This is a genomic window from Sphingomonas sp. jy18, assembly GCF_056931895.1.
The window spans coordinates 613,076-632,601 of record NZ_JBXPBT010000001.1; the positions used below are offsets into that span (position 1 = coordinate 613,076).

Sequence of the window (19,526 nt, forward strand, 5' to 3'; positions counted from 1 at the left end):
CCGGAGCGCAGCGACCTTGATGGTCGTGAGCACCGGAAGCACGCCGTCCCGCGATTTGCAGGCCAGCCTGGGCCGAAAGTCGATGCAATCACCCCTTCACGCACACCACCTGCTTCAGCGTATGCACGATTTCCACCAGATCGGCCTGCGCGGCCATCACGGCTTCGATCGGCTTGTAGGCGCGCGGCGTTTCGTCGATGACGTCCGCGTCCTTGCGGCACTCGACACCCGCCGTATCGGCAAGATGCTCGTCGAGCGTCACCAGCTTCTTCGCCTGCGTGCGGCTCATCACCCGGCCTGCGCCGTGCGAGCAGCTGTCGAAGCTTTCCGGGTTGCCCAGCCCGCGCACGATGAAGCTTTTTGCCCCCATCGAACCCGGGATGATCCCCATTGTCCCCTTGGCTGCACGCACCGCCCCCTTGCGGGTGACCAGCACATTCTCACCGAAATGATGCTCGCGCGTCACATAATTGTGATGGCAGTTCACCGCCTCGCACGCAGCATCGAACGGCTTGGCAATCTGGCTGCGCAGCGCATCGAGCACATGCGCCATCATCACCTGCCGGTTCAGACGGGCAAAGTCCTGCGCCCATTCGACCGCCTCGACATAATCGTCGAAATGGTCGGTCCCTTCCGGGAAGTAGGCGAGATCCTCGTCAGGCAGGTTGATGTGCCATTTGCGCATGTCCTGCTTGGCCAGTTCGATGAAGAAGGTGCCGATGGCATTGCCCACGCCCCGCGAGCCGGAATGGAGCATCACCCACACCCGCTGTTCCTCGTCGAGGCACAGTTCGATGAAGTGGTTGCCCGTCCCCAGCGTGCCAAGGTGCATCAGGTTGTTGGTGTTGCGCAGCCGCGGATGCTTGGCGACGATCCGGCCGAAGCGCTCGGCGAGCTTCGCCCAGGCATCCACCACCACGCGCGGAGGCTCTCCCCATGCGCCCTTGTCGCGCAGGCCGCGCCCGCCGGTGCGGCCGTGCGGCACCGCCGCCTCGATCGCCGAGCGGATGTGCGCGAGATTGTCGGGCAGGTCGCTGGCGACCAGCGAAGTGCGCGCCGCCATCATCCCGCAGCCGATATCGACGCCGACCGCGGCCGGAATCACCGCGCCCTTGGTCGGGATCACCGAACCCACGGTGGCACCGATCCCCACATGCACATCGGGCATGGCCGCGATATGCCGGAAGATGAACGGCATCCGCGCCGCCCGTGCGAGCTGCTCGCGCGCGCTGTCGTCGACGGGCACACCGCGCGTCCACGACTTGACCGGCACACCGCCCGCCCGCTGCTGAAATTCGTACGTCGTCTGGGTCATCGCAAAAAACCTCTAGCAGGTTTGGGGCGGCCGGCCCATTCCGGCCGCCCTTCAGCCTGCTTGTCGCCGGGTGTTCGATAGTCCCGACCGCTAGTCTGTAGCATCGCGCATGCCAGATCGCGCTCCGGGACCAAACTCTCCGCTATCACATTGATTATCGTGGATATTGTTTGACAAGCTGAGAATTGCAGCATGTCGCGGAAGCGCCCAATACGAGACAGTTGTATAGTATACTATAATAATTTATCGCACTTGCATGAAGCCCACGACAGTCATCGGATTTCTCGGCTCGACGCTCGACGCGGGCAAGTTCGGCGCGACGCGCTGGAACAAGTGGCGCCCGTCGGTCAGCATCTGCATGCAGGAAGATTTGCGCGTCGATCGCTTCGTGCTGATCCACGGCAGCTATCACAGCCGCCTCGCCGAATTCGTCGCCGGGGATATCCGCGATGTCTCGCCCGAGACCGAAGTCGTGCCGCATCTGATGGACTTTGCCGATCCGTGGGATTTCGAGGAGGTGTACGGCAAGCTGCTCGACTTCGCGCAGGCCTTCCCGTTCGATCCCGAGGTGCACGACTATCTCGTCCACATCACCACCGGCACGCACGTCGCGCAGATCTGCCTCTTCCTGCTGACCGAGGCCCGCTATCTGCCCGGCCGCCTGCTCCAGACCCAGCCGGCGCGTAGCGGGCCGCAGCCGATCGGAAGCTGGAACGCGATCGATCTCGATCTGTCGCGCTATGATTCCATCGCCACCCGCTTTGCCGAGGCGAGCGCGGAGAGCACCAGCTTCCTCAAGAGCGGGATCGATACCCGCAATGCCGCCTTCAACCGGATGATAGAGGAAATCGAGCAGGTGGCGGTGCGCAGCCGCGCGCCCATCCTGCTGATGGGCCCGACCGGCGCGGGCAAGAGCCAGCTCGCACGCAAACTCTATGAGCTGAAGAAGCTGCGCCACCAGGTCAGCGGGCCGTTTGTCGAGGTCAACTGCGCAACGCTGAAGGGCGACAGCGCGATGTCGGCGCTGTTCGGGCACAGGAAGGGCGCGTTCACCGGCGCGGTGCAGGATCGTCCGGGGCTGCTCAGGAGCGCCAACAATGGCGTGCTGTTCCTCGACGAAATCGGCGAGCTGGGGCTCGACGAGCAGGCGATGATCCTGCGCGCCATCGAGGACGGCCGGTTCCTGCCGGTCGGTGCCGACAGCGAAGCGAGCAGCGCCTTCCAGCTGATTGCCGGCACCAACCGCAACCTGATGGATGCCGTTTCCGCCGGCGCCTTCCGCGACGATCTGTTCGCGCGGCTCAACCTGTGGACCTTCACCCTGCCGGGCCTTGCCGAGCGGCGCGAGGACATCGAACCCAATCTCGACTTCGAGCTGGACCGCTTTGCCGAACGCGAAGGCACGCGGGTGACCTTCAACAAGGAGGCGCGCGAACGCTATCTCGCCTTTGCCACCGCCCCGGCGGCGCGCTGGTCAGGCAATTTCCGGGACCTTGCCGCCAGCGTGATCCGCATGGCGACGCTGTGCCCCAACGGGCGGATCGACACGGACACGGTCGCGCTCGAAACACGCAGGCTGTCCCGACTGTGGTCGGGCGAGGCATCGCGGCCGTCGGGGCTCGAGGCCGTGCTGGGCGAGGAGCGGCTGGCCGGGCTCGATCCGTTCGATCAGGTGCAGCTCGACTATGTCATCGGCGTCTGCCGCAGCAGTGCCAGCCTGTCCGACGCGGGCCGCAGCCTGTTCGCGGCCTCCCGCCAGCAGCGCACATCCACCAACGACGCCGACCGGCTGCGCAAATATCTCGCCAAGTTCGGGCTCGACTGGGCCAAGGTCACCGCCGCGCACGCCTGACCGGCAATCAGGCTGGAAAGCGCCTGTCGATAAGCTATAGCCGACGGCGCGATCCGAATTATTCATCAAAAAATTGCGTTTGTCTGGGGTCACCATGGAATCGGCAAGTCTGGCAGTGCAGCGCGATCTGGAACCGCCAAGATACCATAAGGATCTGGCCGACTATCTGAAGCAGGAAGAGCCGCAGGTTTGGGATTGGGCGACCTCCGCCAACATCCATGTCCAGCAATCCGAAGAAATTCGCGACGTCATGCTGCGCCAGACGTACCGGCTTGAATCAGCAAGCCACCCCGCGGTGTTCGCGGCCTGTGCAACGGCGATGGAGCGGCTGGGGATCGACGCGCCAGCGACACTGTACCAAGCCCATGACGGCGCGATGAACGCGGCGCTTTTTTATGTGCCCGGGGAGGTGCATCTTGTCTTTTCGGGCCCGACGCTCGAACGACTGACCGACGCCGAACTGCTGGCCCTGCTGGGCCATGAGCTGGCGCACTACAGATTGTGGTCGTCCGATGGCGGGGATCATTATGTCGCAAGCCGCATCCTTGATCTCGCCTTGTCCTTTCCGGACGCAAAGCCATCGCACCGCGAAACCGCCCGTCTGCTGAGCCTGCATACCGAGTTGTACGCGGATCGCGGCGCGGCGCTCGCGGTCGGCGATCTGGCGCCAGCGGTATCGATGCTGGTCAAGGTGATGACCGGCCTGAGTTCGGTCGACCCGGCCGCCTATCTGCGTCAGGCGCTCGAACTGGAATCGAGCACGACCAAGTCCGCCGGATATTCGCACCCTGAATCCTTTCTGCGGGCGCGCGCGCTCGAATTATGGTGGCAAGGCTCCGATTCGGTCGAAGACTGGATACAACAACGCCTGCACGGCCCATTGTCGATCGAAGCGCTGGACCTGCTGCGCCAGCGGGCTTTGACGCAGACGACCCGCGCTTTCCTGGGGCATTTGATTGCCCCGGACGGAGACCCCGACAGCCCGGTACTGACGCAGGTGCGGCGCTATTTTCCCGACTTCGCGCCCGCTGCGGAGAAATTCGATCTCGACAGTATCGGGCCGGAAAAAATCGACGATGCGACGCGCGACTATTTCATCGCCCTGATGTTCGATTGCGCCATGGCCGACCCGGATCTGACCGACGGCATGATGCCGATGGTTGCGCAGGTGGCGCAGGCGATGGGCGCCGAGGACCGGCTGAAGGCTGCGCTCAAGCGCGATCTCAAATGGACCAGGAGCAGGATCGATGGCCTGTTCAAACGTGCAGCGAAGGCGGCCTGAACGATGTCGGAGCACCCCCCGCACAATCCGGTCGCGACCGACGAGATGGCCGTACCCCGCAACCTGAGGGAGGTGCTCGGAACGCTCGAGCATGTCTTGCCCCCCGAGGACATCATCCATCTGATGATCGGGCTGATGCGGGAGGTTGCCGCCTTGCACGCCCAGGGCAAAGTCGCGGAGCTCACCCTCGGCTCGATCCGCGAACGGGCCGACGGCCAGCTCGAACTGGTCGACCCGGCCGGCAAGGTGCCGTCCAGCAACCTCGCCGCGATCGACCGCGTGCAGCCCAAGGTCTCGACCGCGCTCAAGGTCGTCGGCGAATATCGGGTGACCAGCGAGGAAGAGCTGGGGACCAAGATCGAAACGCTGAGCGCCGAAGATGGCGAAGCGGCTATCATCACCAAGCCCGTCTATCTGCCCGACTTGCGCAACTGGGAAATCGAGCTCGGGCATCATGACGAGATCACCGACGTCTTCCAGATCGGCATGGTCATGGCGTGCCTCGCGTGCGGGCTCGAACCGACCGACCCCGCACATATCGAACGTTTTGCCTTCCACCGGTCGAACCTGTTCGCGATCGCGCCGCGGCTGCACCCGGTGCTCGCGTCGATCATCCTCGAAGCCACCGCGCTCAACCGCCACGAGCGCGCCACCGACCTCGCCGACCTCGCGCGTCGGCTCGAAACCTACCGCGACCAGCCTGTGGCACTCGACGTGGAGAATGTGCTCGCCGCATCGCAAGGCACGGCGGGCCGGCGCGGTGCCGTGCTGTCGCATCTGCGCGACCGCTTGTTCGACCTGTCGCGCCGCAACAAGCTGATCCATTTCCGCCCGACCCAGTCGAGCGTGAACCTGACCGAAGCGAGCATGCCGATCGTCATGCGCATCGAATCGATCCGGGCCGATCAACTGTGCACCTGGAAAGGCAAGTTCGTCGAGGATGTGCTGTCCGGCCGGTCGGTGCCGCTCAACCAGTGGCTCCGCTTCGAAGATCAACCGCATCTGCCGAGCGCGTTCGACCGGCTGATCCAGGAAACCCGCCGCGACCGGGCCGAATATGGCTTCAGCCACCTCAGGCTGGTGGTCGCCTTCCTTCATTGGCACAACCTCAAGGAAGCGCCCAACGAGCGCATTTCCTCGCCACTGCTGTGGCTGCCTGTGGAGGTCAGCAAGACCAAGGGCGTGCGCGACCAATATGTCGTGCGCTGCACCGAACCGATGGCCGAATTCAACCCGGCGCTGCGCCACATGCTGCGCCAGCTCTATGGAATCGAGCTGCCCGACGAGATCGACCTGACTAAAGTGCGGCTGGCCGACATCCATGCCGATATCATACGGCAGATCCACGCGAGCGAACCCGGCGTCCGGCTCGACCTGCAGGAGCGCCCGCAAATCCAGCTGATCCACCGCAAGGCGGTGCAACGCGTCAACCGCTTCAACAAGCGCCGCAATATCGGCCGGGAAGCCGTCAGCACCAAGACCGACTTCAGCTATGCGCGCGACGATTATCGACCGCTCGGGCACGCCCTTTTCGAAAAGTTCGTGAAGCCCGCGCCATTGCCGCAACGCATTGCCGCTGGCGGATCGCTGCGCCCGCGCGCCGACCATGCGGTCGCTGAGACCGAGGCACTCGCTTATGCCAAGGGCGGCAGCGAAGGGCACAAATTTGCGTGGGAATTCGATCTGACCCAGGTCACGCTCGCCAATCTCAACTACAAGAAAATGTCGCTGGTCCGCGACTATTCCGAGCTGATCGAGCGCCCCGAGGCGCTGCCGGGGTTCGACCAGGTCTTCTCCATCGAACCGCGCCCCTTCGTTCAGGAGGTGCCGCCCGCGCTCCCGGTCGTCGAACAATGGAATGTCGTTCCCGCCGACGCCACCCAGGACGCGGCGGTTGCGCTTGGCCGTACCGGTCGCAGCTTCATCATCCAGGGCCCGCCGGGCACCGGAAAGTCGCAGACCATCACCAATCTCATCGCCGACTATGCCGGCCGCGGGAAGAGGGTGCTGTTCGTCTGCGAAAAGCGCGCCGCGCTCGACGTGGTGTTCCATCGGCTGGGCCAGGCCGGCCTCGATAGCCTCGCCTGCATCATCCATGACAGCCAGGAGGACAAGAAGGCGTTCATCGGCGAACTCAAGGGCCATTATGAGCGCTGGGGCAAGACCGCCGATGGGCTGGATGCAAAGCGCAAGGTGCGCGAGCGGACGGTCAGCGCGCTCGAGCAGCATATCGGCGCGATTGCCCAATATGACGCCGCGGTCGGCGACGACAGTGGCGGTGCGAGCCTGCGTGCGCTGGTACGCCGCGCCGCGCAATTGCCGCCACCGCCCGGCGGCATGGGCCACGCGCTGCGTGAGCGGCTGCCGGGCCTGCCGGCGTGGGACACGTCCCGCAGCGCAGCAGAACGCTGCTTCAGGCAGATAAAGGATCTGTCCGGCCTCGACAGTCTCGGCGCACACCCGTTCGCTCTGATCAACGCCGCGACCATGGCCGACGAGCGCCCCTATGCCCGGGTCGCGGCGATGATCGACCAGGCCGAAGCGCTGATGCAGCGGCTCGACCGCTGGCTCGACGGCGGCAGCGCCGTGATCGACACCAGCGCGACACTGGAAAGCGGGATAGCCGTATCGACGCTGGCCAGACAGCTGGGTGACACCGGCCTCGGCCAGTCTCTCGACCTGCTCGATCCGGCATCGGCGGCATCCGACCGCTTGCAGTCCGATTTCGCCATGATCGCGCGCCTGGAGGAGCGGCACAAGGCCGCTGCCAGGGATGCCGCCAACTGGCGCGACCCGCTGGACCCGGGCGACACGCAGGCCGCGCTCGCGCTGGCGCAGGCCAAGGAAGGGTCGTTCTTCCGTTGGCTCAGCAGTCCGTGGCGCGCGCTGCGCAAGACCATCGATGCCCGCTATGACTTTGCCGCGCATGCGGTGGCGCCGCGCGTGTCGACGGTGCTGGAATGGCTCGCCGCGCAACAGGCGGCCGCCGCCGAACTGGCCAGTGCGCAGGCGGCCTTGGGCGAGCGCCTGCACTCCGGCGATCTGCCCGGGCTGATGACGCTGCGCAGCGAGCTTTCGGGCGTGACCCATCTCGACGCGGCGCGGCGCCTGCTGATCGAAAAAGCCGGCCAGTCCGACCGAGTCCGGGAGTTTCTGGCAGGCGAAGCCCACCATGCCGATGTCCTCCGTCAACTGCAGCAGTGCCTGGCCGATGTGCTGGAAAGCCCCGACCAGCTGAGCTTCGATGAGATCGGCGAGCGTTTGCGGGACATGCGCGAGGCTTTGGACGATCTGCCGGACCTGCTGCCATCGCTGGGCGAGGTCCACCAGTCCGACCCCGGCGTCTCCCTGGCGTTGCGCTTCCTGCCGATGCCGCTGGCCGCGATCGAGGCACTGGTGGTGGACGAAGCCATTGCCCGGCTGGAGCGGGAGCGACCCGACATCCGGCGGTTCGATGTCGAACGGCTGATCGCCGCGTCGCGCCGTGCGGCGGCAGCACGCGACCGGCTGCGCGACGAGAATGCCGACGCCATCCAGGCCACCCTGCACCGCCAGTTCCGCGAGCATGTCAAACTGTCGGAACAATCGGTCACGCAGCTCGATTCGGCCGGGCGCGCCTTCAAGAAAATCTATGCCACCGGGCGGCGCGAGCTGGAGCATGAATTCGGCAAGACCATGCGCTATCGCTCGATCCGCGATCTCGCGAGCGGCGATCCGGGGGCGGTGGTCAACGATCTCAAGCCGATCTGGCTGATGAGCCCGCTGTCTGTCTCGGACACGCTGCCCTTGCGGCCCGACCTGTTCGATGTCGTCATCTTCGATGAAGCCAGCCAGATTCCGATCGAGGAAGCCGTCCCCGCGCTGTGCCGGTCCGCCCAAGTCATCATCGTCGGCGACGAGATGCAACTGCCGCCGACCAGCTTCTTCTCGACCGCGCTCGACGAAGACGACATGCAGGTCGTTGCCGAGGAGGATGGCGAGCGCATTGCGATCCTGCTCGACGCTGACAGCCTGCTCAACCAGGCCGCGCGCAACCTGCCGGCGACCCTGCTCGCCTGGCACTATCGCAGCCGCTTCGAGGCGCTGATCAGCTTTTCCAACGCCGCTTTCTATGCCGGGCGGCTGGTCACCATTCCCGACCGCAGCCTGCGCGTGGCCGGCGAACAGCCGGCGGTTGTCGAGTCAAACGACGAAGGCCATTGGCGCGCCGGTACCGACCGGCTGTTGTCGATGCCGATTTCGACGCATCGCATCGCCGATGGTCTCTACGAGAACCGGGTAAATGGCCCGGAGGCGCGCTACATTGCCGGACTGGTACGCGAACTGCTCACCCGGCAGAGCGGCGAGAGCATCGGTATAGTTGCCTTCTCCGAGGCCCAGCAAAGCGAAATCGAGGCGGCGCTGGACCGCCTGGCGGCCGACGACAAGGCCTTCGCCACGGCGCTCGAAAACGAATATGCGCGCGAGGACGATGGCCAGTTCAATGGCCTGTTCGTCAAGAATCTGGAGAATGTGCAGGGCGACGAGCGCGACATCATCCTGATGAGCGTGTGCTACGCGCCGGGCCGCGATGGCCGGATGGCCATGAACTTCGGCCCGATCAACCAGCGTGGCGGCGAAAAGCGCCTCAACGTGATCTTCAGCCGGGCGCGGCGCCACATGGCAATCGTCACCACTATCGCGCCAGAGGCGATCACCAATGTCCACAATGATGGCGCCCGGGCGCTGCGCAGCTTCCTCGCCTTTGCCGAGGCGCAATCCAACGGCGCGCACGACCATGCCCAATCGATATTGAGCACGCTCAACCCCGATGCGGGCGCGACGTTCGGCGCCGACCTGCCGCCCGACCCCGTCCGCTCCGCCATTGCCGCTGCCCTCCGCGCGCGTGGCCATGACGTGCATGAGCATGTCGGCGGTGCCAGCTTCCGCTGCGACCTTGCCGTGGTGAACGCCGATGGCACCGGCTATGCGCTGGGCATATTGCTGGATCGCACGGCCCGCGAAGAGTGCTCGGTCGAGGAACGTTTCGTCTTCCGCCCCGGCATCCTGCGCAGCTTCGGCTGGCGCGTAATCGATCTGCCGGTCGCATCCTGGCACCGCTCACCCGGCACGATGATCGAACGGATCGAATCCGAACTGGCCCGCTCGAGCTGGGATCTGGCCGACAGCGATCCCTTTGTCGGCGTGACCCTGCCGGAGACCACCCAGGCATCGCCGGCGCCAGCAGCGGCCCGACCGCAAGCCGCCACCCCCACTCCCGCCTCCGCCCCGGCGCCGGTTGCCGACAGGCCGGAGGACGGCAGCCCCCCGACCAGCCCGAACCCGCCCGCCGCCCCGCAGCCGGTGCCGGGCATGACCGAGTTCCGCTTCGTCGAAGGCAGTTCCAGCAAATTCTGGCGGGTAGGCGTGCAGGGCTCCGACCTCATCGTCGAATATGGACGGATCGGCACGAACGGGCAGCGGGTCATCAAGACGTTCGACAGCGAAGAGCGGGCCAAGCGCGAAGCCGTGAAACTCACGCTGGAGAAGACGCGCAAAGGCTATCAGGAGACCTGATCCACCCAGCCCAGCCCAATGGCGCGCCGCTGGCGGCGCGCGGACACGCGCCAGCGCATGCACAGCCGCGACCGCGCTCCCTACGACCATGATCGAAAATGGCTGGGGCGGCAGGATTCGAACCTGCGCATGGCGGTACCAAAAACCGCTGCCTTACCGCTTGGCTACGCCCCAGCATCGTCCCCGTCTGGCGACGGGGAAGCGCGCCTATATCCATCTCCTTGGCCGAAGCAAACCCCCGACGCGGACGCTCATACCACCCTGCACTGATCGTTACCCATGAGGATTGCCATTTCCCGTTTGCTGGCGAGGAGCGGACGCCGCCGCGATGCGGGGCATCGTGGCAAGGCCGCGACGATGTCCAGCGGGCGGGAAATGGCAACCGAAGGCGGGTCCTCTTGGGTCCCGATCATTGCAGGGTGGTATCAGTCGATGCGCTGCACCCAGCCATGCGGATCGGCGGCGAGGCCGCGCTGGATGTCGACCAGCCGCTGCTTCATCCGCTGTGTCGCCTGCCCCGGGCCGCCCGAGCCGACGGTGAAGCTGAAGTCCGCGCCGGTCACGCTGGCGATCGGCGTCACCACCGCGGCCGTGCCGCAGGCAAAGGCCTCGACCAGCCGGCCAGACTCGGCATCGGCACGCCACTGGTCGATGGCATAGCGTTCCTCGCGCACCACCAGTCCCTGTTCGCGCGCCAGCGTGATCAGGCTGTCGCGGGTGACGCCGGGCAGGATGGTGCCGTCGAGCGGCGGGGTCAGCAGGCTGCCGTCGTCGAACACGAAGAACAGGTTCATGCCACCCAGTTCCTCGACATAGCGGCGCTCGGCGGCATCGAGGAACACCACCTGGTCGAACCCCTTGGCGATGGCCTGGCTCTGCGCGCGCAGGCTGGCGGCATAATTGCCGCCGCACTTGGCGGCACCGGTGCCGCCGGGCGCGGCGCGGGTGTCTTCCTCGCTGACCAGCAGCCGCACCGCCGGTGCCCCGCTCTTGAAATAGCCGCCCGCCGCCGTCGCGATGACGAGGTAGAGATATTCGGTGCTCGGCTTGACGCCCAGGAACACCTCGGACGCGAACATGAACGGACGCAGATAGATGGAGCCGCCCTCGACCTCGGGGAACCAGGCCGCATCGGCGCGCACCAGCGCCTTCACCGATTCGACGAACATCGCCTCGGGCAGTTGCGGCATCGCCATGCGGTCGGCCGAGGCGTTGAAGCGCCGGGCGTTGGCATCGGGGCGGAACAGCGCCATCGCGCCGTCGGCCAGCCGATAGGCCTTCAGCCCTTCGAAAATCTCCTGCGCATAATGCAGTACCGCTGCCGCCGGATCGAGGCTGATCGGCCCGCGCGGGACGATTGCCGCTTCGTGCCAGCCGCGCGCCTCCGAATAGCGGATCATCGCCATATGGTCGGTAAAGGTCTTGCCGAAGCCCGGATCGGCAATCCGCGCGCTGCGCTCCTCGGCCGGCACCGGCGCGGGGTGCGGGGTGGTGGCGAGGCGGAACGGGCTGGCAGCGTCGGTCATCGGCAGCTTTCGGCGTAAGGAAGGTCGCCCCGGCGGTTACCGGCGGCGGCGGGGCCGGTCAATGCTGCGGCCTTGCCAAGCCGCCAGCGGGGTGCTTGTGCTGTGCCATGGTCAAGCCCGGCCCGGACAGCAGCGCCCAGGATGGCGATTATGGCATCGCCCGCCTGCGCGTCTCCGCCTCGCCGCTGTTCCTGCGCCGGGCGGAGGTGCAGCGCGGCGTGGATCTGCTGCTGCTCGGCCATGGCCAGTTGATGCGCGGTGCGGAGCCGGTGCTGAAAGAGGCCGGCATCGGCCGCGCCCACGCCCGTGCACTCGGCCATGTCACCCGCTGGCCCGGCCTCGCCATGGGCGATCTGGTCGAGCTGACCGGCACCAGCAAGCAGGCGCTGACCCGTGTGGTGCGCGAGCTTGCCGACAAGCAGCTGGTCGCGGTCGAGCCCGGCGCGCGCGACCGCCGGCGCCGGCAGATCAGCGCCACCGCCGCCGGTGCCGCGCTCGCGCTGCGCATCGACGCCGCCTATGCCGCAGCCATGGCCGATGCCTATGGCCTGTCGGGCCGTGAGAGCGTCACCGGTTTCTGGCAGGTGCTCGAAGGGCTGGTGCCCGTCGCGCTGCGCAGCCGCTTTGCCGAATGGGAAAAGCAGCGCTGAGCCGTCAGATGGCGTGCTGGCCCAGCAGCACCTTGCGCATGTCGCCACGCGCCGCGCCGGTCAGGATCAGCAGATAGACCGACAGGAAGCTCGCGCCGCCGAACAGCGCCAGCAGCGACAACAGCAGGCCCTGCCCGCTCCAGCCGTGCCGCCAGCCCACCCACAGCGCGGACAGGCTGAGCATGAACAGGAAATCGAGGTTGAACTGCCCCGGCCAGCCCATGCGGCCGATATCGCCGAAGAAAATGGGGATCAGGCCCCAGCCATGCGCGCCGATCACCATCACGGTATAGACCGTCAGCGCCAGCATGATCACCACCAGCCACAGTCGGAATAGCGCCATCGTCTCTCTCCCCATCGATTGGATGTAGCGCGTGCTACAGCAATCCGGATGGGCAGGCAACCGCGTCGACGGCGCTTTCTCCGATCCTGCGCCCGCACGCGCGGGCGCGGCCTTACCAGGTCAGCGAGCCGGGGTTGGGCATCGGCATCTGCCTCTGCGCGCCGACCAGGCTCAGCACCGATCGCACCACCACCAGCACGCCGACGGCGATCCAGGTGAGGATGCCGATCAGCACGAACAGCAGGAAGAAGCTGATGATCGAGCCGATGAAGCCGATCCAGAAGGTGTTGATCAGATAGGTGAGGTGGCTTTCCTCCCAGCTCCCCTGCGCCTCGCCCCTCCACACATAGGCCAGCACCACGCCGATAATGCCGGTGACGCCGATGAAGCACGACGCCAGATAGAGCAGCGCGACGATTGTCGGCCGGTTCATGTCGAATCCCGAAGCTGGCTGTGCCATGGTCCATACCCCCCAAAAAGACAGATGCTGACCGGATAGATGACATGAAGCCGCCGGCGCGGCAATCGCCCAATCCGCCGCCCGCGCCTCTTCCTTCGGCCCGGCAAATCGGCCATCGTCGCGCCGCAAGAGAGGGAGCGCAGCCATGTCCGAAGAAGCCTGTATCGACCCCACCCGCGCCGCGTTCGACGCGTTCAAGGCGCTGCCGCGCGACCAGCCGGTGGAGATGCTCAATCTGGTGCGCTTCCGCGCGGCCGCCGCCTATCCCGCCGATCACCCCTGCGCCCCGCTCGGCCTGACCGGGGAAGAGGCCTATGCCCGCTACGGCGAGGACAGCGGCCCCATCTTCCGCCGCGTCGGCGGCAGCGTGCTGTGGCGTGCCGCGCCGCAACTGGTGCTGACCGGCCCGGCCGACGAGGCGTGGGATACCGCCTTCGTTGCCCGCTACCCGTCCGCGCACGCCTTTCTCGCGATGGTCACCGATCCCGACTATCGCCTCGCGGTCGTCCACCGCCAGGCGGCGGTGCGCACCTCGCGGCTGATCCGCACCAGCGGCCTGCCGGCGGGAGAGGGTTTCGGCGGGTGAGGGCCGCGCGGCTGATCTTCGCCGTCGCCGCGGTTTACGGCATCGCCGTGCTGCTGCCCGGCCTGTTCATCGAACAGGGGCCGGTGCCGCTCTACCCGCCGCTCGCCCAGCCCGAATTCTACTATGGCTTCTACGGCTCGGCACTGGTCTGGCAGCTCCTGTTCATCGCCATCGCACGCGATCCCGTGCGCTACCGCCCGCTGATGCTGGTCGCGGTGCTGGAGAAAGCCGCCTTCTTCCTGCCGTGCCTGTGGCTGTGGCAGTCCGGCCGGATGGCGCCGCTCAGCGGCCCGTTCATCGGCGCGATGGTCGATGGCCTGCTGATGCTGGCCTTCCTGCTTGCCTGGCGCCTGTCGCGCCCCGCACCGGCCACCGCCCCGGCCTGAGCTTGCCGCCAGCAATGTTTATGCTATGTTCTCCCCACGGACTCGGGATGGAGGGAGGATGCGCATGATCACCGGGGGATGCCATTGCGGCGCGGTCCGCTACGAAGCGCAGGGCGAACCGCTGCACCATGCGCTGTGCCATTGCAGCGACTGCCGCCGCTCGGCCGGCGCGCCGATGGTCGGCTGGATCGCCTTTGCCGCCGACGCGGTGCGGCTGACCCAGGGCAAAACCGCCGTCTATGCCGGCAGCGCCCATGGCCGCCGCCATTTCTGCATCCAGTGCGGCACCGGCCTGTTCTATCTCAATGCCGAGATGCTGCCGGGCATCGTCGATATCCAGTCGGCCACGCTCGACGAGGCAGAGGCCCATGCCCCCGGCGCACACATCCAGGTCGCCGAGCGCCTGCCATGGATGACGCACATCGCCGACCTCCCCGAGTTCGACCGCTTCCCCGGCCCGGAGTGAGCGGCGCCCGCGCTTGCGCGCAACGCCCTTGCGCCCCGCCCGCGGCAACGCCATCTTGAATCGCGGAGGGGCCTGTAATCCGGGAACCCTTACCCATGCGCTCTGCCGATCAAGTCGCCGCCATGTCCTGCCCCGTCTGCCGCGTGCCGCTCGCGATGAGCGACCGGCAGGGCATAGAGATCGATTATTGCCCGCAATGCCGCGGCGTCTGGCTCGATCGCGGCGAGCTCGACAAGATCATCGAACGCAGCGCCGCGCCCGCCCCGGCCGCCCCGGCCCCCGCCCCGCAGCCCGCGCGCACCGCGCCGGGGCCCGAGGCGCACCCCTATGCCGGCGGCCATGATCCCCGCTACGATCCGCGCTACGGCCACGGCTATGGCCACAAACCCTATGGCAAGCGCCGCAAGAGCTGGCTCGAGGATATTTTCGACTGAGGCCTGTGCGCCTCAATCCTGCGAGAGCGCCTGCCACATCGCCATGGCAAGCCCCAACCCGCGCATGTCGCCGGTGGTGGTCCCTTCCATGCGGTTCATGACGTAAGAGAAGCTGGTGCGCGCATCCATGTCGATGAAGATGATCGATCCGCCATAGCCGCCCCAATAGAGGCTGTTCGGATTGGGGAAGGGCACCAGCCCGCCCGCCAGCCCGAAGCCCATGCCATAGCGCACGGGGATGCCCAGGATCAGGTCGACCCCCTCGATCTGCAGTTCCAGCGCCTTGCGGCATCCGGCTTCAGAAAGGATGCGCCTGCCCTTGGCGACACCGCCATTGGCGAGGCAGGCATGGATCTCCGCGACCGAACGGGCATTGCCCGTGCCCCCCGCCGCCGGAATTTCCGCGCCGCGCCAGCCGCGCGTGCGCGTGGCAGAGACGTCGATGCCCGGGTTGGTCGCCATGTTGCGCACCAGCGCATCGTCAGCGACGGCGGAGATCGATGCGTCCGACGGTGGCGGCTGCAACTCGGCCACTCGCGCGTCCTCGCTGGCCGGCAGGCCGATGTGGAAATCGGCGCCGAGCGGTTCGGCAATCTCCCGACGGAACAGCGTGCCGACCGACACGCCGGCGATTCTGCGGATCACCTCTCCCACCAGATAGCCCTGCGTCAGCGCATGATAGCCGGGCGCACTGCCGGGCTGCCAATAGGGCTCCTGCGCCGCCAGCAGAGACGTCGCCTTGTCCCAGTCGTACAGGTCTTCGGTGGTGATCGGCTCCTTCCAGCCGGACAGGCCCGCACTGTGGCTCATCAGGTGCGCGACGGTGACGTCGCCCTTGCCCGCGGCGGCGAACTCCGGCCAGTAATGCGCAACGCGCGCACCGAAATCCAGCTCGCCCCGGTCGGCCAGCAGCAGCGCGGTCAGCGCGGTCATCGTCTTGGTGGTCGAATAGACATTGACGATGGTGTCGCGCTGCCACGGGCGGGTCCGCGCCGGATCGGCATGGCCGCCCCACAGGTCGACCACCGTCTCCCCTTCCAGCGTCATGCAGACGCTGGCACCGATATCCGCGCCGGACGCCAGATTGGCCTCGAGCACCGCTGCAATCCCGGCAAATCGCGGGTGCGCAAAACCTTCGACGAGGGTCATGCGTCGATCGACGTGCCCACCGCCGCATGCACCAGCCCGCCGTCGACGGTGATCGTCTCGCCGATCACATAATCGCCGGCGCGGCTGCACAGGTAGATGGCGGCAGCCGCCATGTCCTCGGGCGTGCCGATGCGCCGCGCGGGAATGCCCTTGGCCACCTCGTCGCCATGGTCGCGGGCGGCGCGGTTCATGTCGCTTTCGAACGCGCCCGGCGCGATGGCGGTGACGATGATATTGTCCTTCACCAGCCGCGCCGCCATCCGCTTGGTCAGATAGAGGATCGAGGATTTAGACGCGTGGTAGCTCCACGTATCCCACGGGTTGAGGCGCAGGCCGTCGATCGAGCCGACATTGACCACCTTGGCCGGGCTGTCCTGTGTTCCCGCCGCTTTCAGCAGCGGATAGAGGGCCTGCGTCAGGAAGAAGGGACCCTTGACGTTGACGTCCATCACCTTGTCCCAGCCGGCTTCGGGAAATTCCTCGAACGGCGCGCCCCAGGCGGCACCGGCGTTGTTGATCAATATGTCGAGCTTGCTCTCACGCTCGGCCATCGCCGCCGCCAGCGCCTTGCAGCCCTCGACGGTCGAGACATCGCCGGGGATGCCGATCACCCGCTCGCCGAACTTCTCCACCGCCGCCGCCACCTGCGGCCCCTTGCGCGCGCTGATATAGACCCGCTCGCACCCCGCCGCGAGAAAGCCTTCGACAAACATCGCCCCGATGCCGCGCGATCCCCCGGTGATCAGGGCGGTCTTGCCGGTCAGGCCGAAAAGGATGGTGAGGTCCATATCATTCTCCCTCTCCCCTTCAGGGGAGTTTGGATTGAAAGGGTCAATCCAGTCCCCCGGACTGGATTGTTGGATTGCCGGGGGCAATCCAATGCCCTTTCAATCCAAACTGGCCGGGGAGAGGGGCAGTCCTGTCCCGGCCCATAAGCTGTAATTACGGAGACTGCCCCTCTCCCTAACCCTCTCCCCTTCAGGGGAGAGGGGACTCAATAGCCGTTCATCCGCGCCACGCGGTCGACGTGATAGTTCACGTCGCCCATATATTCCGCCAGCGCACGGTCGCGTTTCATATAGAGGCCGATGTCATATTCGTCGGTCATGCCGATGCCGCCGTGCATCTGCACGCCTTCGCGCACCGCCAGATTGGCCGCCTGGCCGACCTTGGCCTTGGCGACCGAGACCATCAGTTCCGCACCGTCGCTGCCCTCGTCGAGCAGTTGCTGCGCCTTCATCACGCTGGCGCGGGCGATCTCCATTTCCGCATAGAGATGCGCGGCGCGGTGCTGCAGCGCCTGGAATTCGCCGATCAGCTGGCCGAACTGCTTGCGCTGCTTGAGGTAGGTCATGGTCATGTCCATCGCGCCGGTGCCGACGCCCAGCAGCTCTGCCGACGCGCCGGTGCGCGCGGCGGCGAGCAGCGGCTTCAGCGCCGCCCAGCCCTGATCGACCTCACCCACCACCGCATCGGCGGTCACTTCGACGCCGTCGAACTCCAGCTTCGATGCCAGCGAGGAATCGACCAGCCGGCGCGGATCGGCGGTCAGGCCCGCCGCATCGCGCTGCACCGCAAACAGGGTCAGCCCCTCTTCCTCGCCGGCCGCACCGCCGGTGCGCGCCGCGACCAGCAGCATGTCGGCGACATGGCCGTGCAGCACGAAGGTCTTGGAACCGCTCAACCTGAACCCGTTGCCCGACCGCTCGGCCTTCATCGCGATGCGCTCGGGCCGGTGCCGGGCGCTTTCGTCGATGGCGAGCGCGATCACCGCGTCGCCCGCGGCGATGCGCGGCAGCCACTCCTCGGCCGTCGCCCCGCCCGCCGCCTTGAGCGCCGAGGCCGCCGCGACCGAGGTCGACAGGAACGGCGAGGGCGTCAGATTGCGGCCGATTTCCTCGAGCACGATGCCCGCTTCGGCATGGCCCATGCCCAGCCCGCCCTTGTCTTCGGGCACGAGGATGCCGGTGAAACCCATCTCGGCAAACTGCTTCCACAGGTCGCGGCTGAATCCGGTCGCGTCGTTGCTGTCGCGCAAGGACCGCAAGTGCTTGACCGGCGCGGTCTCGGCGATGAACGGCGCCACCGTGTCCTTGAGCGCGGTCTGGTCGTCATTGTGATAGAGAGGCATGTCTTCTGTTTCCTTATTTCGTCACCCCGGGCTTGACCCGGGGTCGCTGGCCGTCTGGCACCGCATCACTGCGGCACGCGGCCCCGGATCAGGTCCGGGGCGACGAAAATGTCACCCCCCCGGCAGCTCCAAAATGCGCTTCGAGATGACATTGAGCATCACCTCGCTGGTGCCGCCCTCGATCGAATTGGCCTTGGTGCGCAGCCAGGTGCGCGGACGGGCGCCGTGGCGCGACTCGTCGCTCTCCCACTCCAGCCCTTCCGAGCCCGATCCCGACATCACCAGCTCGTGCCGGCGCTTGTTCAGTTCGGTGCCCGAATATTTCATCATGTTGGAGGAGGCGGGGTGCGCCCGGCCGGTCTTCCACATGTCCATGAACCGCTCGCCCATCGCGCGGAAGGCGAAGACGTCGACGTCGAACTTGGCCATTTCGGCGCGCAGGATCGGGTCGTCGAGCTCGCCCGAGGCATTGACGCCCAGCGACTTGGCGAACAGCGCGCCGCACGACACCATGTCCGCGCCCGCGCCGCCGGCGGAGATCATCTCGCGCTCATGCCCCAGCAGATATTTGGCGACATCCCAGCCGCAGTTGACCGTGCCGACGAACTGGTCCTTGGGTACCTTCACATTGTCGAAGAAGGTTTCGCAGAACGGCGAGTTGCCGCTGATCAGCAGGATCGGCTTGGTCGACACGCCCGGGCTCGCCATGTCGAACAGCATGAAGGTGATGCCGCGATACTTGTCCGCCTTGTCGGTGCGCACCAGGCAGAAGATCCAGTCGGCCTTGTCGGCATAGCTGGTCCAGATTTTCTGGCCGTTGACCAGCCAGTGATCGCCCTTGTCCTCGCCGAAAGTCTGCAGGGAGACGAGGTCGCTGCCCGATCCGGGTTCCGAATAGCCCTGGCACCAGCGGATTTCGCCACGCGCAATCTGGTTGAGGTAATGGACCTTCTGCTCTTCGGTGCCGAACTGCAGCAGCGCCGGCCCGAGCATCCAGATGCCGAAGGAGGACAGCGGCGAGCGGGCGTTGATCCGCGCCATTTCCTCGCGCAGCACCTTGGTCTGGGCCGCGGTCAGGCCTGCGCCGCCATATTCCTTGGGCCAGTCGGGCACGGTATAGCCCATGTCGCGGCACGCCTCGAACCAGGCCTTCTGCGCCTCGCTCTTGAACTCGGCGTTGCGGCCGCCCCAATAGGTGTCGTCCTCGCTCTTCATCGGCTCGCGCATCTCGGCCGGGCAATTGGCCTCGAGCCAGGCACGCGTCTCGGCGCGGAATGTCTGCAGGTCGTCGCTCACCTCATCCTCCTCGTCCTGCCAGCCGGTACGCCTGCCCGGACGGAGCAGCGCGGCTGGCCATGTTGACGTGAACGTAAAGCAGTTTCGCCCGCCT

Annotated in this window: 16 protein-coding genes and 1 tRNA gene; 8 read left to right on the forward strand and 9 right to left on the reverse strand. The window is 66.5% G+C overall.

Annotated elements, in window-relative coordinates; genetic code table 11:
* Positions 1 to 88 precede the first annotated feature (88 nt).
* Positions 89 to 1,315, reverse strand: coding sequence for an RtcB family protein (locus AC0QC4_RS02975; protein WP_483658225.1), 1,227 nt, complete (start codon positions 1,313 to 1,315; stop codon positions 89 to 91).
* Positions 1,316 to 1,571: 256 nt separating this feature from the next.
* On the opposite strand from AC0QC4_RS02975, the gene rtcR reads away from it, so the two are divergent.
* The 3 genes from rtcR (at position 1,572) to AC0QC4_RS02990 (ending at position 10,005) form a co-directional block, all read left to right on the forward strand.
* Positions 1,572 to 3,167, forward strand: a complete 1,596-nt coding sequence (gene rtcR / locus AC0QC4_RS02980) for an RNA repair transcriptional activator RtcR (protein WP_483658226.1) — start codon at positions 1,572 to 1,574, stop codon at positions 3,165 to 3,167.
* Between the two features lie 94 nt (positions 3,168 to 3,261).
* Positions 3,262 to 4,449 carry a M48 family metalloprotease gene (locus tag AC0QC4_RS02985; RefSeq protein ID WP_483658227.1) on the forward strand — a complete coding sequence of 396 codons (1,188 nt, stop codon included), beginning with the start codon at positions 3,262 to 3,264 and terminating at the stop codon, positions 4,447 to 4,449.
* 3 nt (positions 4,450 to 4,452) lie between these two features.
* Positions 4,453 to 10,005 carry a WGR domain-containing protein gene (locus tag AC0QC4_RS02990; RefSeq protein WP_483658228.1) on the forward strand — a complete coding sequence of 1,851 codons (5,553 nt, stop codon included), beginning with the start codon at positions 4,453 to 4,455 and terminating at the stop codon, positions 10,003 to 10,005.
* A gap of 99 nt (positions 10,006 to 10,104) precedes the next feature.
* On the opposite strand, the gene AC0QC4_RS02995 is transcribed toward AC0QC4_RS02990, so the two are convergent.
* Both AC0QC4_RS02995 and AC0QC4_RS03000 read right to left on the reverse strand, forming a co-directional pair.
* Positions 10,105 to 10,179, reverse strand: a tRNA-Gln gene (locus AC0QC4_RS02995).
* Positions 10,180 to 10,430: 251 nt separating this feature from the next.
* On the reverse strand, positions 10,431 to 11,531 hold the full coding sequence (locus tag AC0QC4_RS03000) for a branched-chain amino acid aminotransferase (RefSeq protein ID WP_483658229.1): 1,101 nt from the start codon (positions 11,529 to 11,531) through the stop codon (positions 10,431 to 10,433).
* A 107-nt stretch (positions 11,532 to 11,638) separates the two neighbouring features.
* Between AC0QC4_RS03000 and AC0QC4_RS03005 the strand changes: the two genes are divergently transcribed.
* The gene (locus tag AC0QC4_RS03005) at positions 11,639 to 12,181 is read left to right on the forward strand and encodes a MarR family winged helix-turn-helix transcriptional regulator (RefSeq protein ID WP_483658230.1); all 543 of its coding nucleotides are present in this window, start codon (positions 11,639 to 11,641) and stop codon (positions 12,179 to 12,181) included.
* A 4-nt stretch (positions 12,182 to 12,185) separates the two neighbouring features.
* On the opposite strand, the gene AC0QC4_RS03010 is transcribed toward AC0QC4_RS03005, so the two are convergent.
* On the reverse strand, positions 12,186 to 12,524 hold the full coding sequence (locus AC0QC4_RS03010) for a hypothetical protein (RefSeq protein WP_483658231.1): 339 nt from the start codon (positions 12,522 to 12,524) through the stop codon (positions 12,186 to 12,188).
* A 112-nt stretch (positions 12,525 to 12,636) separates the two neighbouring features.
* A complete protein-coding gene (locus AC0QC4_RS03015) occupies positions 12,637 to 12,957 on the reverse strand; it encodes a DUF4870 family protein (RefSeq protein WP_483658232.1) in 321 nt (106 codons plus the stop codon).
* A 172-nt stretch (positions 12,958 to 13,129) separates the two neighbouring features.
* On the opposite strand from AC0QC4_RS03015, the gene AC0QC4_RS03020 reads away from it, so the two are divergent.
* The 4 genes from AC0QC4_RS03020 (at position 13,130) to AC0QC4_RS03035 (ending at position 14,856) form a co-directional block, all read left to right on the forward strand.
* The gene (locus AC0QC4_RS03020) at positions 13,130 to 13,570 is read left to right on the forward strand and encodes a DUF1330 domain-containing protein (RefSeq protein ID WP_483658233.1); all 441 of its coding nucleotides are present in this window, start codon (positions 13,130 to 13,132) and stop codon (positions 13,568 to 13,570) included.
* The gene (locus AC0QC4_RS03025) at positions 13,567 to 13,956 is read left to right on the forward strand and encodes a hypothetical protein (protein WP_483658234.1); all 390 of its coding nucleotides are present in this window, start codon (positions 13,567 to 13,569) and stop codon (positions 13,954 to 13,956) included. The genes AC0QC4_RS03020 and AC0QC4_RS03025 overlap by 4 nt, the downstream gene beginning before the upstream one ends.
* Before the next feature lie 64 nt (positions 13,957 to 14,020).
* Positions 14,021 to 14,422, forward strand: a complete 402-nt coding sequence (locus tag AC0QC4_RS03030; protein WP_483658235.1) for a GFA family protein — start codon at positions 14,021 to 14,023, stop codon at positions 14,420 to 14,422.
* A 95-nt stretch (positions 14,423 to 14,517) separates the two neighbouring features.
* Complete coding sequence (locus tag AC0QC4_RS03035) at positions 14,518 to 14,856, forward strand: TFIIB-type zinc ribbon-containing protein (protein WP_483658236.1); 339 nt, start codon at positions 14,518 to 14,520, stop codon at positions 14,854 to 14,856.
* Between the two features lie 12 nt (positions 14,857 to 14,868).
* Here AC0QC4_RS03035 and AC0QC4_RS03040 read toward each other — a convergent pair whose 3' ends face one another.
* The 4 genes from AC0QC4_RS03040 to AC0QC4_RS03055 form a co-directional block, all read right to left on the reverse strand.
* Positions 14,869 to 16,005 (reverse strand): serine hydrolase domain-containing protein, encoded by a 1,137-nt coding sequence (locus AC0QC4_RS03040; RefSeq protein WP_483658237.1) that lies wholly within the window; start codon positions 16,003 to 16,005, stop codon positions 14,869 to 14,871.
* The gene (locus tag AC0QC4_RS03045) at positions 16,002 to 16,793 is read right to left on the reverse strand and encodes an SDR family oxidoreductase (protein WP_483658238.1); all 792 of its coding nucleotides are present in this window, start codon (positions 16,791 to 16,793) and stop codon (positions 16,002 to 16,004) included. The genes AC0QC4_RS03040 and AC0QC4_RS03045 overlap by 4 nt, the downstream gene beginning before the upstream one ends.
* Before the next feature lie 206 nt (positions 16,794 to 16,999).
* Positions 17,000 to 18,136, reverse strand: coding sequence for an acyl-CoA dehydrogenase family protein (locus tag AC0QC4_RS03050; protein ID WP_483658239.1), 1,137 nt, complete (start codon positions 18,134 to 18,136; stop codon positions 17,000 to 17,002).
* A 111-nt stretch (positions 18,137 to 18,247) separates the two neighbouring features.
* Positions 18,248 to 19,432 carry an acyl-CoA dehydrogenase family protein gene (locus AC0QC4_RS03055; RefSeq protein ID WP_483658240.1) on the reverse strand — a complete coding sequence of 395 codons (1,185 nt, stop codon included), beginning with the start codon at positions 19,430 to 19,432 and terminating at the stop codon, positions 18,248 to 18,250.
* Between the last annotated feature and the right edge of the window lie 94 nt (positions 19,433 to 19,526).

Excerpts from the sequence above, each read along its gene's own strand:
- AC0QC4_RS02975 (WP_483658225.1), bottom strand. The coding sequence starts at position 1,315 with ATGACCCAGACGACGTACGAATTTCAGCAGCGGGCGGGCGGTGTGCCG.
- rtcR (WP_483658226.1), top strand. The coding sequence starts at position 1,572 with ATGAAGCCCACGACAGTCATCGGATTTCTCGGCTCGACGCTCGACGCG.
- AC0QC4_RS02985 (WP_483658227.1), top strand. The coding sequence starts at position 3,262 with ATGGAATCGGCAAGTCTGGCAGTGCAGCGCGATCTGGAACCGCCAAGA.
- AC0QC4_RS02990 (WP_483658228.1), top strand. The coding sequence starts at position 4,453 with ATGTCGGAGCACCCCCCGCACAATCCGGTCGCGACCGACGAGATGGCC.
- AC0QC4_RS03000 (WP_483658229.1), bottom strand. The coding sequence starts at position 11,531 with ATGACCGACGCTGCCAGCCCGTTCCGCCTCGCCACCACCCCGCACCCC.
- AC0QC4_RS03005 (WP_483658230.1), top strand. The coding sequence starts at position 11,639 with ATGGTCAAGCCCGGCCCGGACAGCAGCGCCCAGGATGGCGATTATGGC.
- AC0QC4_RS03010 (WP_483658231.1), bottom strand. The coding sequence starts at position 12,524 with ATGGCGCTATTCCGACTGTGGCTGGTGGTGATCATGCTGGCGCTGACG.
- AC0QC4_RS03015 (WP_483658232.1), bottom strand. The coding sequence starts at position 12,957 with ATGAACCGGCCGACAATCGTCGCGCTGCTCTATCTGGCGTCGTGCTTC.
- AC0QC4_RS03020 (WP_483658233.1), top strand. The coding sequence starts at position 13,130 with ATGTCCGAAGAAGCCTGTATCGACCCCACCCGCGCCGCGTTCGACGCG.
- AC0QC4_RS03030 (WP_483658235.1), top strand. The coding sequence starts at position 14,021 with ATGATCACCGGGGGATGCCATTGCGGCGCGGTCCGCTACGAAGCGCAG.
- AC0QC4_RS03035 (WP_483658236.1), top strand. The coding sequence starts at position 14,518 with ATGCGCTCTGCCGATCAAGTCGCCGCCATGTCCTGCCCCGTCTGCCGC.
- AC0QC4_RS03040 (WP_483658237.1), bottom strand. The coding sequence starts at position 16,005 with ATGACCCTCGTCGAAGGTTTTGCGCACCCGCGATTTGCCGGGATTGCA.
- AC0QC4_RS03045 (WP_483658238.1), bottom strand. The coding sequence starts at position 16,793 with ATGGACCTCACCATCCTTTTCGGCCTGACCGGCAAGACCGCCCTGATC.
- AC0QC4_RS03050 (WP_483658239.1), bottom strand. The coding sequence starts at position 18,136 with ATGCCTCTCTATCACAATGACGACCAGACCGCGCTCAAGGACACGGTG.